This window comes from Flavobacterium cellulosilyticum (assembly GCF_004349355.1).
Classification (GTDB): domain Bacteria; phylum Bacteroidota; class Bacteroidia; order Flavobacteriales; family Flavobacteriaceae; genus Flavobacterium; species Flavobacterium cellulosilyticum.
Genome location: NZ_SMFK01000017.1, coordinates 38,036 through 53,471, shown reverse-complemented (window position 1 = coordinate 53,471; position 15,436 = coordinate 38,036). Strand labels below are relative to the sequence as shown.

Sequence of the window (15,436 nt, the reverse complement as noted above, 5' to 3'; positions counted from 1 at the left end):
AAGAAAATTTTAATGTAAAACTAATAATTAAAATTAATATTTTCTGAAATGATCTTCATATAACATAAGTATTTCTTTAGGTGCTACATTTGCTTATCAATTCATTAACTCAAAAACCTGCAATTATGATAATCGGAATCCCTATAGAAATTAAAAATAATGAAAACCGTGTTGGTATGACTCCAGCAGGTGTTACCGAATTTATAAACCACGGACATCAAGTCTTTATACAAGAAGGTGCTGGTCTAAATAGTGGTTTTAGTGATGAAGCTTATATTGAAGCTGGAGCAAGATCGTTACCAACAATTGAAGCCGTATATGCCATTGCCGAAATGATTATCAAGGTAAAAGAACCTATTGCATCCGAATATAATTTAATCAAAAAAGACCAACTCTTATTTACCTATTTTCACTTTGCTTCATCTGAGCCTTTAACATTGGCAATGATAGAAAGCAAGTCTGTTTGTTTGGCTTATGAAACAGTAGAAAGAGTAGATCGCACTTTACCTTTATTAGTTCCAATGTCTGAAGTAGCAGGTAGAATGTCGATTCAGGAAGGTGCAAAATATCTAGAAAAACCATTAAAAGGAAAAGGAATCCTTCTAGGTGGCGTACCAGGAGTTCCGCCTGCAAAAGTGGTGGTATTAGGCGGAGGAATAGTAGGAAGTCAAGCAGCAAAAATGGCGGCTGGACTTGGCGCTCAAGTTACCATAATCGATGTGAGTTTGCCTCGTTTGCGCTATTTAACAGAGATAATGCCAGCAAATGTTACTACTCTAATGTCTAACCATTATAATATTTGCGAAGCCATTTCAAAAGCCGATTTAGTTATTGGAGCGGTTTTAATCCCAGGAGCAAAAGCACCGCATTTAGTTACTCGTGACATGTTGAAACTGATGAGTCCAGGAACTGTAGTAGTTGATGTTGCAGTTGATCAAGGAGGTTGTATCGCAACCTGCGTTCCTACAACTCACGAAAATCCAACTTTTATTATTGATGATATCGTTCATTATTGTGTAGCCAATATGCCAGGAGCCGTTCCTTATACTTCCACTCTTGCATTGACAAACGCAACTATACCTTATGCGTTGCAATTGGCAAATAAAGGTTGGAAAAAAGCCTGTGACGAAAACGAAGAGCTTAAAAAAGGACTTAATATAGCCAATGGAAAAGTAGTATATAAAGGAGTTGCCGAAGCTTGGGGCTTACCATTCCATGAAGTAGAAAGTGTTTTCTTTGAACCTGTTTTAGTCTAACAAATTTATTATAATCAAAATTTAATCCGTCTCCATTTTTTTGAAGACGGATTTTTTTTGGAGCTAATCCTGCTATTCGTTTCAATCTCCCGAAAAAACGGGAGGATTTCCACTGCTATCAGGGCTAAGGTATCGGCCTTGCAACTACTCTTTCTGTTTTGTCAAATAATAAACTGGAATTCCAATCAACATAATAAAAACACCCCAACCACATGTACTTGTTTTTGTAACCAATAAGGTAATCGAAATGATGGAAGAAATCACAATAAACAACATAGGTAAAAACGGATATCCAAAAGCTTTATAAGGCCTTTCTGCATCTGGCATTTTTTTACGAAGGATAAAAATACCATAAATGGTAAGAATGTAAAATATCAAAACAACAATCACAACAAAGTCTAATAAAGCCCCATATTTACCCGTTAGACACAAAGCCGAAGCCCAAATACACTGTGCCCACAATGCCCAAGCAGGAACACTCGCATCATTTAAATTTGCCGCTTTTTTGAAAAACAAGCCATCTTTAGCCATCGTATAATATACTCTTGCACCAGCCATAATCAGTCCATTATTACATGCAAAAGTCGAAATCATTATCATAAGGGCGATAATTATAGTTCCAATATCTCCAAAAATTACTTGAGAAGCCACTACTCCAACACGGTCAGATTTCGCTGTAGCAATATCTTGTAATGGCAATACGGCAATAAACATCACATTGGCCATCGTATAAATAACGCCAACAATCAATGTTCCCAGAAAAAGGCTCAAACCCACATTCCTCTTTGGATTTTTAATTTCCTCGGCAATAAACGTAACTCCTTCCCATGCCACACTCGAAAATTGAGAACCCACAAAAGCAGCCACAAATCCGGATAATAATGCGGTCCCACTTATAGGTAACCATGAACCTGTATTTACATCCAGCGATTTTGAAACCCAAGCATCTGTCCAATTCGCATTCCAAATTTCCGCTTTGGCAGCCAAGATAAAACCAAAAATAATTAAACCCAATAAAGACGATATTTTTATAACCGTTAAAACTGTTTGCATAATTTTGCTGTTTTTCACTCCGCGACTATTAATATAAGTCAGTAAAATAATAGTAATTATAGATACAATTTGAGCCGCATTGAGCACGAAACCTCCCAAGTTAATCAGAATATTTTCATCACTAAAAGAAGGAAAAATATAAGCGGCAAATTTTGAAAAAGCTACACCAACGGCAGCAATGGTACCTGTTTGAATGACGGCAAAAAAGCTCCAACCGTATAAAAACCCAATAAGCTTTCCATAGGCCTCCTTGATATAAACATATTGTCCGCCCGCTTTAGGAAACATAGCACTCAATTCACCATAACTCACCGCGGCGATAATAGTCAATAAAGCAGTAATAATCCAAATTGCAATTAGCCAACCTGCAGACCCTACTTGGCGCACCATGTCCGAACTTACTATGAAAATTCCCGAACCTATCATCGAGCCTACTACGAGCATTGTTCCGTCGAGTAATCCCAGTTCTCTCTTAAAATGATCTTGACTGTGGTCTTGCATAAAATTTAGTTTTTGGTGGGTTAAAGTTATACTTTTTTAGAAAACAGCGATGTGTTTATAACTATAAAAACTAACATTTTTTTTATTTAAATTAACCTGAATATTTTTTAAGAAATCTATTAATATTGTATTATCGTCTTTTATTTTATCTACTTTTCCCTGCTTTCCAAAGTGTTCCTTGAAAAATAATTAATCTTAAAAGTCGAGTGCGCTGCTAAGTTCATGGCTGTTACCAGTAACTTTTATGCTAAACCGAAAAAAATTGAATTTAATACCAATTATTGGTATCTTTGATAAAAAAATTTATGGCACGAAATACATCAATATTATTAGGCGACCATTTTGAAAACTTTATTAATGAACAAATTGCTACAGGAAAATATAGTTCAGTAAGTGAAGTTGTTAGAACTGCTTTACGATTTTTTGAACAAGAAGAAACCAAAACAAAATCTCTAATCAATGAGCTTAAAATTGGTGAAAAGAGTAGTAAAATCAAAAATTTTGACCGCAATAAAAATCTTGAAATGCTAAAAGCTAATTTCCAAAAATAATGTCAGAATATATAATTAGTGAAAAGACATTAGATGATATTAATAACATTTGGATTTATACAGCAAAAAATTTTTCTGTTGAACAAGCAGATAGATATTATAACTTAATTTTTGACGAAATTGAATATATCGTACTTAATATGGATATGGCTCATGATATTGGAAAAATTAGAATCTCATATCACTATTCAAAAGTAAAATCACATTTAATTTTCTTTAAAAAAGACAAAACTAATAAAATTGAAGTCGTTAGAGTTTTACACGAAAGAATGGATATCGAAAACAGATTAGCGGAATAACTAAAAAAGCTACTGCTAACACAGAGATGCTCTCTCCGAACTGTTCCTTAAAAAATAAACATACTAAAAATCCAGTGTGCTGGCGAAGTCTTCCGACTTTGTACACAGCTGTTAAAAAATTAAAATTATGGCTCTAATTAATCCTCACATTAACTTCAATGGCAATGCCGAAGAAGCATTTACATTTTATAAATCAGTATTTGGCGGAGAGTTCACAATGATTATGCGTTTCAAGGATATGTCAAGCCTTGAATTTCCAGTCGCTGAAAATGAAGCAAATAAAATAATGCACATTGCTTTGCCTATTGGCAAGAACGTTTTAATGGCCAATGACGTTCCAGAAAGTATGGGACGGACAAATGAAAATGAAAATAGAAGTAAAATTTCAATCAGTGCAGAAAGTAAAGAAGAAGCAGACAAATTATTCAGCGGACTTTCTGCAGGTGGACAAATTGAAATGCCTATTGCCGACAGCCCATGGGGTTCTTACTTTGGAATGTTTAGAGACAAATATGGAATTGAATGGATGGTTGACTTTGACCATAAATACAAAGGAAAAATATAAGCGGACCAAACAACGATTCCGCTCTTTGAAGTGTTGCTTAAAAATAAATTCACTAAAAAAGTCGCGTGTGTTGTGCATTCTATTACTACTCTAATTATTTTTGAATAACCTAAACAAATTAAAATATGAAACAAACAATTGCTAGTGTCTATATCCTTTTACTAACCTTTGGATTTAATGGATTGGCACAAAAAACGGTTACAACTGCTGCTCCAAAAGTAAAAGTAGCAGACCAAGAAAAAACGTTAAACTCACAATGGCAAGGCAAGAAGGTCGCTTTTCTGGGCGACTCCATGACAGACAAACGCCGCATTGGAACTACTTGTGTGTACTGGGAATATCTAAATGAATTGCTAGGAACAACACCTTTTGTATATGGTGTTAGTGGAAATCAGTGGAATGACATTTATAAGCAATCGGTGAAATTGCACGACGAAAAAGGAACGGACATTGATGCCATACTGATTTTTGCAGGTACGAATGATTATATGCACAATACGCCCTTGGGTGAATTTTTCAGTGAAACAACAAAGCAAACCAACTTCAACGGAAATGAAGTGATTAGAAAATACCGCACTCCAAACCTGAATGACACCACTTTTTGCGGACGAATCAACAAAGCGATGTCGTACCTGAAGAACAATTACCCACAACAACAAATTATTATCATGACTCCTATTCACAGGGGTTTAGCCAAGTTTAACGAAAAGAATGTGCAACCTGACGAAAACTATGCTAACAGCCAAGGATTGTATATTGATGCCTATGTTGCTGTTTTAAAACAAGCGGCTTCTTATTGGGCGGTTCCTCTTATCGATCTTTATTCGGAAAGTGGTCTGTTTCCAATGGCGGATTCGCAATTGCAATACTTTCATGACAAAGAAATGGATAGATTGCATCCCAATGCCTTGGGTGATTATCGCTTGGCAAAAACTATTCAATATAAATTATTGGCATTGCCTTCAGGTTTCATTACAGAATAAGGAACAAGAATGCAGCTTAACTCGAGTTTTTAATTACTTGACCAAAATCTTTTTAAAAAGTACCCCATACGCTACAGGAATTAATTTGGCAAATAATTCCATTTTGTAGCCATCGGATTTACAATTGAAATCCCTATATTAGTAAAATAGTACAGGGATTTTTTGCGTAAAAGAAATTGTTTTTAGTTAAAATAAAAACAAAAGCTGCTAGAAAACGAACCATAAGTTGATTTGAAATACATTATTAATCAAAGCAGCTTTTATTTATTATGTAAGTCCACTACGTATTTAAACTTATATTATATCCTAGTGTACATACACTTAGAACCATTTTATGCGAAAACACATAAAAAAAAACTTTTTTTATGTGTTCCAACTTATGTTATAAAAAAGCATTTTACTCTGTCTTATAACATATATCTAAGTATTACTACTTACGTACATTTGTTTCATACTAATTTAAACAATTAAATAAATATGGAACAGAATAACACTAACCAATCAAGATGCATTACATTAAATAATAAAGTAACATCTAGTAAAAACATTTCAAAATCCTTTTTTTTAGGTCTAACCTTATTAGTACTTGGTCAAAATGTAGCTCAGGCACAATTAGTTGCTACGGGTCAAATTAGAGAAAGAACCGAAGCTAGAGGAGGTCAAGGTACTTTACTAAGTAATGGCAAAAAAGGAGCTTTATTTACTTCTCAAAGAACAAGATTAAATGTAGGTTTTTCAGGATATAGATATAAAGTGTATGCTTCTTTGCAAGATGTTCGTGTATGGGGTCAAGATGCTTCAACCATAAACAGAACTACAACTGAAGCGAATGATGGCATCATGTTTCACGAAGCATGGGGAGAAGTCTTTTTAAATGACACCATTAGTACAATTCAAAATTTATCTTTAAAAATTGGACGTCAAGAAATTTCTTATGATGATCAAAAAGTTTTAGGCGGCTTAGATTGGCTGCAACAAGGACGCCGTCATGATGCCATTATCTTAAAATTTGCCAACAAAGGTTGGATTGCCGATTTTGGAGTAGCATTTAACCAAAACAAGGAGCTGGCCTCAGGAACTATTTATAATGGATTACCATCTGCAACAGCTGGATACACCGCAGGCACAAATGGTATTGCGCATGAATATAAATCTTTCCAATACGCTTATTTAGGTAGAAAATTTTTCTTTGGAGACGTATCATTCTTATTCTTCAAAGATGATTTTAGCAAATTTACCGGTACAGCAGCCGCACCAACTTTTACTCAAGGAGTTAACGCTAGAACTACAACAGGTTTCTATTATAATGTAATGCCAAATAGAAAATTGAACTTAACTGGTAGTTTATATTACCAAGGCGGTCATGATAAATTTGGAACTTCAATTAGTGCAAAATTAGCCTCAATTACAGCAACTTACCAAGTAAACAGAAAGTTTTTTATTGGACCTGGAGTTGACTTCGTATCAGGAAACGATGGTACTACAACAGCAACTCAAAACAATCGTTTTGATCCTTTGTACGGAACACCACATAAATTTTGGGGAACAATGGATTATTTTTATGTAGCAAGCCCTTTTGGTAGCCAAGGTTTATTGAACTACTTTATCAAAACCAAATACAATGCTAGTGACAAATTCACTTTATTATTAGACATTCATGGATTTGAATCTGCTAATAAACTTCCTGGAAATTTATCCAAATATTTAGGTACTGAATTTGACTTAACAGCACGATATAATTTTACAAAATTAATCAATATTGAAGGAGGCTATTCACTGATGAATGCGACTCAAACAATGGCATCAACTTCAGTAAAAAATGTTACAAATCCAAAACTGACTGCACAATGGGCTTATATATCGTTGAAAATTTCTCCAAATTTCTTGGCAACCAAAAAAATATAATTAAAATTTAAATAAAATAAAATGAAAAAATTAAACAAACAAATAGCAAGTCTTATAACGACATCGATACTAACGATGGTAGTAGCGCTAGTTTCATTCTCATCAAATGCACAATCTAAAGAGCCTATAAAATTAGGATTTATTCCACTTACCGATTGTTCTCCGATTGTTATGGCAAAGGAACTCGGATTATTCAAAAAATATGGAGTTGAAGTAATTGTAACTAAAGAATCTTCTTGGGCAAATGTTCGTGATAAAATCTTAACTGGCGAACTTGACGGAGCGCATTGTTTATATACTATGCCTTTTTCAGTATACACTGGAGTTGGTGGAAAAGCGGGATCAGAAATGAAAATTGCAATGATGTTGAGTGAAAATGGCCAAGCCATCACACTTTCAAATGATTTTTGTGGTAAGGTAGCTTTTAAACAAATGAATAAAATTGCTCCAGTTGTAGCCGCAAAAATAAAAGCGGAAAAAGAAGTAACATTCGCAATGACTTTCCCTGGTGGAACTCACGATTTATGGTTAAGAAACTGGATGGCAATTGCAGGATTGAACCAAAAAGCGGTGAAAATAATCACTATTCCGCCTCCTCAAATGGTGGCCAACATGAAAGTGGGAAATATGGATGGATTTTGCGTAGGTGAACCTTGGGGTGGAGTTGCCGTAAAACAAGGAGTTGGTTTTACTCAAATTGCAACACAAGATATCTGGAAAGACCATCCTGAAAAAGCATTGGTTGTCAATAAAGAATTTAGTGAAGACCGTAAAGAAGATCTGAAAAAAGTTATGAAAGCTATTATGGAAGCCTGCATGTGGCTAGATGTACCTGCAAATCGTAAAAAAGCTGCATCAATTATCGGAAAAGCGCCTTATGTAAATGCACCAGCTGATGTAATTGAAAACAGACTAATGGGGAATTATGATTTAGGTTGCAACCAAGGAACAGAAATTTACGACAATGATTATATGGTATTTTACAAAGGTGGAACTGTAAACTATCCACGAAAATCTTATGCAATTTGGGCGATGGCACAATTTGTTCGCTTTGGATATTTGAAAGATGCACCAAATTATAAAGCAATTGCTGATAAATTGATCCTTCAAGATTTATATGAAGAAGTAGCCAAAAGCATGAAAGTAAAAATACCTACTGATGATATGAAACCCTTTTCATTGACTATGGATAAAACCCTTTTTGACCCTTCAAATCCTGCTGCTTATTTAAAAGTAGTGAAAAAATAATTCAAACATTATATTCTATTCCCTCTCTTAAGGTGAGGGAGTAGCATACAATTAAAATACAATATTAAACTAAATCAAATATTATGTCTGACAAAAACACTTTAACCCTACAGGAAAACGACGAAACAATCAACATTTTTGAAAAATCAAATGTAAAAAGCTCAATTAGGGATTTTAAATTTAAATCAGCATTAAGCACAATACTTTTAAAAACAAAATCGTTGATTTTGGCTTGTATTGGTTTACTCTTATTTGGTGGATTATGGAGTTTATTAAGTCTTTACACCAAAGACGCACTTCCTGGACCAACAGCAACATTAACTGTTTTAAAAGAAATGATTAGTGATCCTTTTTACGATTATGGACCTAACGACAAAGGAATTGGTTTACAACTATTTAACTCCATAAAAACGGTATTACTTGGCTTTACTTTAGGTTCTTTAATTGCAATTCCAATTGGAATACTAATGGGAGCAAGCACAATTAGCAAACAAATTTTATATCCTATTGTACAATTACTTAAACCAGTATCCCCTTTGGCTTGGTTCCCAATTGGCTTAGTTGTATTTAAAGACACGGGGCTAGCAACTATTTTTATCGTATTCATAACTTCTCTTTGGTCTACCTTAATCAATACTTCGTTTGGAGTTGCCTCCATTCCACAAGATCATAAAAACGTGGCAAAAGCTTTTGGATTTTCAACAACGAGATATTTAACTAAAATATTAATCCCTTATAGTTTGCCTCATATTATTACTGGGCTACGATTGAGTATTAGTGTTGCTTGGTTAGTTATCGTTGCAGGGGAAATGCTATCAGGTGGATCAGGAATTGGATTCTTTGTATGGGATAGTTGGAATGCACTGAGTTTAGAAAAAGTAATTTCTGCAATAATCATTATTGGTGTTGTTGGATTGCTTTTCGACAGAATATTTACTTATATAGAAACTAAGGTAGCCTATAAAGCTTAACAAATTAAAACATACGACTATGAGTTATTTAGAAATTAAGGATTTGGAAATTTCGTTTCCAACACCAAAAGGAAAATATGTTGCTGTAACAGGTATTAATTTATCCATAAAAAAAGGAGAAATAATATCAATAATAGGTCATTCAGGTTGTGGCAAATCAACCATTATGAATGCCATTGCTGGAATGATAACTCCAACTGGAGGAACAGTTGTATTAGATGGTAAAACAATAAAAGGACCTGGACCAGATAGAGGAATTGTTTTCCAGAATTATTCACTTTTACCGTGGTTGTCTGTACATGAAAACATTTTTCAAGCAGTTGATTCCGTTATGGATTGCTCTAAGAAAGAAAAGCATGACATTGTAGATCATTATCTTAAAATGGTTAATTTACTTACCCATAGAGATAAATTACCCGGACAATTATCAGGTGGAATGAAACAAAGAGTGGCTATTGCAAGAGCATTCGCCATCAATCCAGGAGTATTATTATTAGACGAGCCTTTTGGCGCTTTGGATGCATTTACCAAAAGTACTATGCAGCTGGAAGTGTTGAAATTATGGAACTTAAATAATAGAGACAAAACTATTATCATGATTACACATGACATAGAAGAAGCCTTATTTTTATCCGATAGAATTGTGGTATTAAATGATGGTCCAGCTTCAACTATTAGAGAAATAGAAGAGGTTCACTTACCTAGACCTAGAAACAAAATAGAAATTGTAAAATTACCTGAATATATAGAACTAAGAGATCGATTATTACACTTATTAACAGACACCTTTTCTATTGAAGATATGGGAATGGTGTACAAAAGTTAGCGTAAAATTGGTTTTGTTTAGAATTCCTGTGATGCACTGCATTATGGGAATTTTTTATATTAAAAAAATACTGTAATTAATTTAAGAAATAGTAATGACAAGTACGATATATGATTTCGTCGGTGATAAAACTGGAGACTGGAATGTAACTTCAATGGCAACTCTTATGGGTAATCCAATACCATTAGTTTCTCACCTTTCAAAAGTACCTAGCAATTTAGCTCAAAACAATACATGAATCTCGACTCTCAAAGGAATTATCAGCAATTTATGTTACACTGAAAAAGATGACAAAGACAAATTGACTTCAATTCAAAAAGAACTTGATAGATCAAATGCTAGCCTAGCTGCTTTTATTCCGATTAAAAAATCAGAAACTTGGTGGAGAATCTGGCGCAAGATGAACGGAGGAAAATAATGGAAAACAAATCACAACATACGCAAACGGGAATGAAATATCTTCCAGCAACTGCACGCAAATTATTCCATTCACTAGATATTGGTGAACCCTTTGATTTTTTAACTTGGTTCGAGTATACTCATGCTGATGCCGATGCTTTTGAACAACTTTTATACACACTGAGGAAAACTGAAGAATGGACTTATGTGGATAGAGAAATTAATATTAGATTGGTGAAAAATAATTCCTGAATTTTATAAAACTCTACATAAAATGGTAATCGCTATCCTAAATTTTGTCTGGTCATAGAAACCGAAGAAATGGGCAAATCTGTCTTCGAGTTAAACAAAAAGTAATTGGATATAATTAAGGAGTTGTAATCAATTAATTGATTCCTTATTAAAACACAAAAGCCTTTAAAATTCTTCAAAGGCTTTTGTGTTAAACATTTATTAAAAAATTTATTTCTTTTTTGAAGATTGACGCTCCATTTGTAAGGATAAATCTTGTTGTTTTTCGTTCATCATTTTAGTAATAGTTCTGTGCATCCAAATCAAACATAACGATGAAAATACTAATACAAACATCCATGAACTCGCCCAGAAACCAGTGGCAGTCAAGAGATATCCAAAGATTATTGGTCCAAAAAATCCACCAAGTCCTCCGAGTAATCCTACCATTCCTCCTACTACACCCACTTCATTTGGAAAATAATCAGGAATGTGTTTGTAAACTGCTGCTTTTCCTATTCCCCAAGAAATACCTATTAAAATCACTAAAAATAAATACACCCACACATTTGCATCAAAATGAATATGAGTTACGCCTTTAGCTAACAATTCCTTCTTCTTCACTTCTTGGTTCTGAGCTACAACAACCTCTTGCCAAGAACTTTTAGTTGGAAAAATAGATCCTTCCATAGTTGCATCATCCTTTAATTTAACTGGAAAATCTTTGTCTCCTACTTTTATATTTGTAGCTGAAACTTCAGTAACAATTCCTTTTTTACCTGCCATAACTCCAGGACCAGCTGTAAAAACATCCATTCTAGGAATCATCAATAAAAAACTTAAAATTACCGTTGAACTAAGTACCCAATACATCACTTTTCTGGCTCCAAATTTATCCGACAAATAACCTCCAAAAGCCCGGATGACACCCGATGGCAAACTAAACATAGTGGCAAACATACCTCCCATAACAAGAGTGGTGCGATACGTATTCATAAAGTTAGGCAACAACCATTGTGAATAAGCTACAAAAAAACCAAATACTAGAAAATAATACGCTCCAAATCTCCATACACGTGGACTTTTCAAAGTCGAAAGCATTTCAGGAATTGTTTTATTCGATTTTTCCACTTTTTTGTTGGTAGTAAATATTAAAAATATTGCTCCAATAACCAATAAAGCTACACCATAAATTACAGGTAATATTTTCCAACCATTTTGAGGATCTTCTATTGCAAAATGATTCAATAAAGATGGCGCCATAAAGGTTGTTATGGCAGCTCCTGCATTTCCCATTCCGAAAATACCCAATGCTCTACCTTGCCATTCTTTAGGATACCAAACGGAGGTAAAACCAATTCCAACAGCAAATCCAGTACCTACCATTCCAAACAAGAAACTTAAAACAGCAAACATTGCAAAACTATCTGCATAAGGCAGAAGAAATAAAGGTATAGAACACAATAAAAGTAATAAACCAAATACATATTTCCCACCAAATTTATCTGTCAAAATACCCATTGGCAAACGCATAATAGATCCTGTCAAAATTGGAATTCCTAAAAGCCATCCCACTTGAACTACACTCCATTTGAAAATACCATTGTCAACCAAGAAAGTAACTAATACTCCATTTAAGGTCCAACAGGCAAAACATACTGTGAAAGCAAGTGTATTTAAAAATAAAATTTTGTGTGATTGAGATAATGATGTTTCACTTTTCATAATACTTATATTTTTTTTACAAATATAAGTAGTAAGACTTATTAAAAACCTGCGAAAACGCAGCTTTTCAATAATAATTAAGTATTTATACGTACTTTTTTAAGTTTTCATACGTATTTTTAAGTTGCAATACCTCAGATTAAAGAATATTCAGACGCTTTATTAGAAAGTTCCATTAAATTTTTTACTTTCAATTTTTTCATTAAATTAAAACGATGCACTTCTGCAGTTCGTTTGCTAATATCTAATGCCTCTGCAATTTCTTTATTTCCTTTACCCGATAATAACAAAGTAAGTATTTCTTTTTCTCTTTTGGTTATTTGCATTTCTTCGTTGATTGTCACTTTTGTCTCAGCAGAAATTGCAGTAGGATGAACCAGTTGACCTATCAAAATAGAGGAGATGTCACCACTAAAATACTTACCACCATCAGCAACGGTATTCAAAGCCTTCAGAAACTCCTCTTTGCTAGATCCTTTCAACAAATAACCATCAGCTCCTGCTTTTATTGATTTAAGTACATATTCTTCCGACTCATGCATCGAAAGCATTATTATTTTGACTTGATTGTTTTGACTTCTCAATTTTTCTACAACTTCAATACCAGTCATGTTTGGCATTCGAATATCCAGAATCAACATATCAGGTTGGTGGATTTCAACAATTTTCAATGCTTCCAATCCATCTGTGGCTTCGCCTACAACAACAATATTTACTTCGCTTTCTAATAATGATTTAATACCATCTCTTACAAAAACATGATCATCTGCTATAACAACTCTAATGGGATTATTCATAATTTACTTACTGTTAAATTTTATTATTACGTATATGTAGCTATTATATTGCTAAGATACGTATTTTCAATAACATTTTCAAAATTCAATTTCAATGGCAAAATCAATGGCAAAATCAATGGCAAATTCAATGGCAAAATCAGCGGCAAAATCAGTGGCAATATCAATGGCAATATCAATGGCAATATCAATGGCAATATCAAAAAATAATGGCAATGACAATTTAAAAAAAAACTAAATAATTTGTTCTTTGAAAATCATTTCAATATTAAAATTGTCATTGCTTTTGAAATTGAAAGTTCTTTGTTTTAAATCGGAATATTGAAAGTAATGCGAGTTCCTTCATTAACGATAGAATTGACAAAAACCCTACCATTGATATACTGAATCCGTTCTTTCATGAACAAGAGTCCCATTCCAGATTCGCTGTTTCTCTTTTTTTCTACTGCTGAAACATCGAAACCTTTTCCGTTATCATCTACTATAATACTCAAAATTGCATTACTATGAGAGAGCTGAACAACTATATGTGAAGAATCAGCATATTTTATAGCATTGTTTATCGCTTCTTGAGTCAAACGATAGATATTAATTTCGACTAACGAATCCATTCGAATATCAAAATTGGTTTTATTAATAAATAGAATATTTTTTCCAGTGAGTTTTGACAATTCTTGCGCAAGTTTGGCCAAAGCCGAATTGATGCCATGATCGCTCAATTCAGGCGGCATCAGATTAAATGTGGCCGTTCGAACACCCTTAATAATATCTAATGACAGTTTTTTGAGGTATTCAATTTTTTGAGCTGATTTTTCCTTATCATTAAGATCGATGCTTTCTAGACTAAATTTAAGTCCTGTCAGCATTTGACCAATTCCATCATGTATTTCTTTAGCAATTCTATTCTGTTCGTTTTCTTGGTTTTCGACTATCTTACTCGAAATTATCTTTTGTTGATTTATTTTGTCAGCAATATTTTCAGCATTTAATCGCTCAACTTCCTCTTCAGCTATTTTGCGTTCCGTAATATCAAAACAAATAATCAACAATTCTGACTCTTCTTTTCGAATGATTACTGGAACCATGGACATATCCAACCAAATTGACTGTCCTCTTCTTCCACTAATACTGAGTTCTCCTTGCCAACCAGTACGTTGCTTTTCTGAAATTATCCTTTCTATTAATTGCTGTTCTTTTTCTATTGGTGTCAATACCTGAGCAAAAGGTTTTTCCGATAAAAAAGGATTATAATCCAGTAGTTTAGAGAATTTTTCTCCAATATGAATAATAGAACCATCAGGTGCTACACGGCAATAAAGCAAGGTATTCTCCATGGCATAATTCAGCGACTTCAATTCTTTTACTGAATTTTCTTTTATCTCGCTTATTAATTCAGTGTCATGAGCTAATTTTATAGCCTTTTTTTCAGAGGATAAAAGTTTAGAAATTAAATTTTCAACTTTTTTGTTGGTAGGTTTGAAAATAAACAAGAATTCTAATAGTAATACTAACAGCGTAAAGAAAAGTATAAAATATTCCGTTTTGCTTTGAAGGGTTACTTTCTCATGGGCTTCCTTGTCGTATTCGCCCACAATTTGATTCATTTTATTAAGAAAAACATCTCCATTTTCTAAAATAATTTGAACTAATTCTTGATTCTCTTTGTAGTACAACCCTGCAGTTTGATTGTTTTTAAATTGTATTGCAGCGGTAACAATAGCATCAAAATTAGGTTTTATAGCAACAAATAAATGAGACAATTCCTTGCTCATTACTTTTGGAAATCCAAGGCTATCATTACCCTTTTCTAAAGCATTTTGATTAAATTTCCATAGTGTAATGATGTCATTTATGCGTTTAATTCCTTCGTCCTTTTTGTCTTTGTTGGGCACAAAGTTTAGAATCAAAATTTCTTTTGTCAATTTTTGACTCAACATACGTTGTCTTCCCGAAATATTGATAATTCGGGAGTCACTCAACTGACTTTCAAGATTATATTGTATTAGAAATTGGCTCAAAATCACCGTTACAGCAATAGTTAACAAGGCGAAAATATAAAATCGCCTTAACTTATTGAATGTAAATGTATCATTAGATAATTTGATTCCGTTTTTCATAGTAGACCA

Annotated in this window: 16 protein-coding genes; 11 read left to right on the top strand and 5 right to left on the bottom strand. The window is 33.5% G+C overall.

Annotated features, from left to right (window positions below; all coding sequences use genetic code 11):
• The first annotated feature begins 125 nt into the window (after positions 1-125).
• Positions 126-1,256, top strand: a complete 1,131-nt coding sequence (gene ald / locus E0F76_RS17070; protein ID WP_132009011.1) for an alanine dehydrogenase — start codon at positions 126-128, stop codon at positions 1,254-1,256.
• 144 nt (positions 1,257-1,400) lie between these two features.
• On the opposite strand, the gene E0F76_RS17065 is transcribed toward ald, so the two are convergent.
• A complete protein-coding gene (locus E0F76_RS17065) occupies positions 1,401-2,810 on the bottom strand; it encodes an APC family permease (protein WP_132009008.1) in 1,410 nt (469 codons plus the stop codon).
• 305 nt (positions 2,811-3,115) lie between these two features.
• Here E0F76_RS17065 and E0F76_RS17060 point away from each other — a divergent pair, with 305 nt between their 5' ends.
• The 10 genes from E0F76_RS17060 (at position 3,116) to E0F76_RS19490 (ending at position 10,809) form a co-directional block, all read left to right on the top strand.
• On the top strand, positions 3,116-3,361 hold the full coding sequence (locus E0F76_RS17060; RefSeq protein WP_132009005.1) for a type II toxin-antitoxin system ParD family antitoxin: 246 nt from the start codon (positions 3,116-3,118) through the stop codon (positions 3,359-3,361).
• Positions 3,361-3,660, top strand: a complete 300-nt coding sequence (locus tag E0F76_RS17055; protein WP_132009002.1) for a type II toxin-antitoxin system RelE/ParE family toxin — start codon at positions 3,361-3,363, stop codon at positions 3,658-3,660. Before E0F76_RS17060 ends, E0F76_RS17055 begins: the two co-directional genes overlap by 1 nt.
• A 127-nt stretch (positions 3,661-3,787) precedes the next feature.
• Entirely contained in the window at positions 3,788-4,225 is a 438-nt protein-coding gene (locus E0F76_RS17050) for a VOC family protein (protein ID WP_132008999.1), read from the top strand.
• A gap of 125 nt (positions 4,226-4,350) precedes the next feature.
• On the top strand, positions 4,351-5,208 hold the full coding sequence (locus tag E0F76_RS17045; protein ID WP_132008996.1) for an SGNH/GDSL hydrolase family protein: 858 nt from the start codon (positions 4,351-4,353) through the stop codon (positions 5,206-5,208).
• A 477-nt stretch (positions 5,209-5,685) separates the two neighbouring features.
• Positions 5,686-7,113, top strand: coding sequence for an alginate export family protein (locus tag E0F76_RS17040; protein ID WP_132008993.1), 1,428 nt, complete (start codon positions 5,686-5,688; stop codon positions 7,111-7,113).
• Positions 7,114-7,134: 21 nt separating this feature from the next.
• Complete coding sequence (locus E0F76_RS17035) at positions 7,135-8,361, top strand: CmpA/NrtA family ABC transporter substrate-binding protein (RefSeq protein WP_132008990.1); 1,227 nt, start codon at positions 7,135-7,137, stop codon at positions 8,359-8,361.
• A gap of 83 nt (positions 8,362-8,444) precedes the next feature.
• Positions 8,445-9,332: a nitrate ABC transporter permease gene (gene ntrB / locus E0F76_RS17030; protein WP_132008987.1), complete on the top strand. Its 888-nt coding sequence runs from the start codon at positions 8,445-8,447 to the stop codon at positions 9,330-9,332.
• Positions 9,333-9,351: 19 nt separating this feature from the next.
• On the top strand, positions 9,352-10,158 hold the full coding sequence (locus E0F76_RS17025; RefSeq protein WP_132008984.1) for an ABC transporter ATP-binding protein: 807 nt from the start codon (positions 9,352-9,354) through the stop codon (positions 10,156-10,158).
• Positions 10,159-10,252: 94 nt separating this feature from the next.
• Positions 10,253-10,396: a hypothetical protein gene (locus tag E0F76_RS19495; RefSeq protein WP_220398943.1), complete on the top strand. Its 144-nt coding sequence runs from the start codon at positions 10,253-10,255 to the stop codon at positions 10,394-10,396.
• A gap of 212 nt (positions 10,397-10,608) precedes the next feature.
• A complete protein-coding gene (locus tag E0F76_RS19490; RefSeq protein WP_246022097.1) occupies positions 10,609-10,809 on the top strand; it encodes a hypothetical protein in 201 nt (66 codons plus the stop codon).
• A gap of 210 nt (positions 10,810-11,019) precedes the next feature.
• On the opposite strand, the gene E0F76_RS17015 is transcribed toward E0F76_RS19490, so the two are convergent.
• From E0F76_RS17015 to E0F76_RS17005, 4 genes are all read right to left on the bottom strand, one after another.
• A complete protein-coding gene (locus tag E0F76_RS17015) occupies positions 11,020-12,513 on the bottom strand; it encodes an MFS transporter (protein WP_132008981.1) in 1,494 nt (497 codons plus the stop codon).
• A 134-nt stretch (positions 12,514-12,647) separates the two neighbouring features.
• The gene (locus E0F76_RS17010) at positions 12,648-13,310 is read right to left on the bottom strand and encodes a response regulator (RefSeq protein WP_132008978.1); all 663 of its coding nucleotides are present in this window, start codon (positions 13,308-13,310) and stop codon (positions 12,648-12,650) included.
• Positions 13,311-13,388: 78 nt separating this feature from the next.
• Positions 13,389-13,532: a hypothetical protein gene (locus E0F76_RS19395; RefSeq protein ID WP_165932732.1), complete on the bottom strand. Its 144-nt coding sequence runs from the start codon at positions 13,530-13,532 to the stop codon at positions 13,389-13,391.
• A gap of 86 nt (positions 13,533-13,618) precedes the next feature.
• Complete coding sequence (locus tag E0F76_RS17005; RefSeq protein ID WP_132008975.1) at positions 13,619-15,427, bottom strand: sensor histidine kinase; 1,809 nt, start codon at positions 15,425-15,427, stop codon at positions 13,619-13,621.
• Between the last annotated feature and the right edge of the window lie 9 nt (positions 15,428-15,436).

Bases quoted from the DNA above. Each gene is read 5' to 3' on its own strand.
- ald (WP_132009011.1), top strand. From the start codon at position 126: ATGATAATCGGAATCCCTATAGAAATTAAAAATAATGAAAACCGTGTT.
- E0F76_RS17065 (WP_132009008.1), bottom strand. From the start codon at position 2,810: ATGCAAGACCACAGTCAAGATCATTTTAAGAGAGAACTGGGATTACTC.
- E0F76_RS17060 (WP_132009005.1), top strand. From the start codon at position 3,116: ATGGCACGAAATACATCAATATTATTAGGCGACCATTTTGAAAACTTT.
- E0F76_RS17055 (WP_132009002.1), top strand. From the start codon at position 3,361: ATGTCAGAATATATAATTAGTGAAAAGACATTAGATGATATTAATAAC.
- E0F76_RS17050 (WP_132008999.1), top strand. From the start codon at position 3,788: ATGGCTCTAATTAATCCTCACATTAACTTCAATGGCAATGCCGAAGAA.
- E0F76_RS17045 (WP_132008996.1), top strand. From the start codon at position 4,351: ATGAAACAAACAATTGCTAGTGTCTATATCCTTTTACTAACCTTTGGA.
- E0F76_RS17040 (WP_132008993.1), top strand. From the start codon at position 5,686: ATGGAACAGAATAACACTAACCAATCAAGATGCATTACATTAAATAAT.
- E0F76_RS17035 (WP_132008990.1), top strand. From the start codon at position 7,135: ATGAAAAAATTAAACAAACAAATAGCAAGTCTTATAACGACATCGATA.
- ntrB (WP_132008987.1), top strand. From the start codon at position 8,445: ATGTCTGACAAAAACACTTTAACCCTACAGGAAAACGACGAAACAATC.
- E0F76_RS17025 (WP_132008984.1), top strand. From the start codon at position 9,352: ATGAGTTATTTAGAAATTAAGGATTTGGAAATTTCGTTTCCAACACCA.
- E0F76_RS19495 (WP_220398943.1), top strand. From the start codon at position 10,253: ATGACAAGTACGATATATGATTTCGTCGGTGATAAAACTGGAGACTGG.
- E0F76_RS19490 (WP_246022097.1), top strand. From the start codon at position 10,609: ATGAAATATCTTCCAGCAACTGCACGCAAATTATTCCATTCACTAGAT.
- E0F76_RS17015 (WP_132008981.1), bottom strand. From the start codon at position 12,513: ATGAAAAGTGAAACATCATTATCTCAATCACACAAAATTTTATTTTTA.
- E0F76_RS17010 (WP_132008978.1), bottom strand. From the start codon at position 13,310: ATGAATAATCCCATTAGAGTTGTTATAGCAGATGATCATGTTTTTGTA.
- E0F76_RS17005 (WP_132008975.1), bottom strand. From the start codon at position 15,427: ATGAAAAACGGAATCAAATTATCTAATGATACATTTACATTCAATAAG.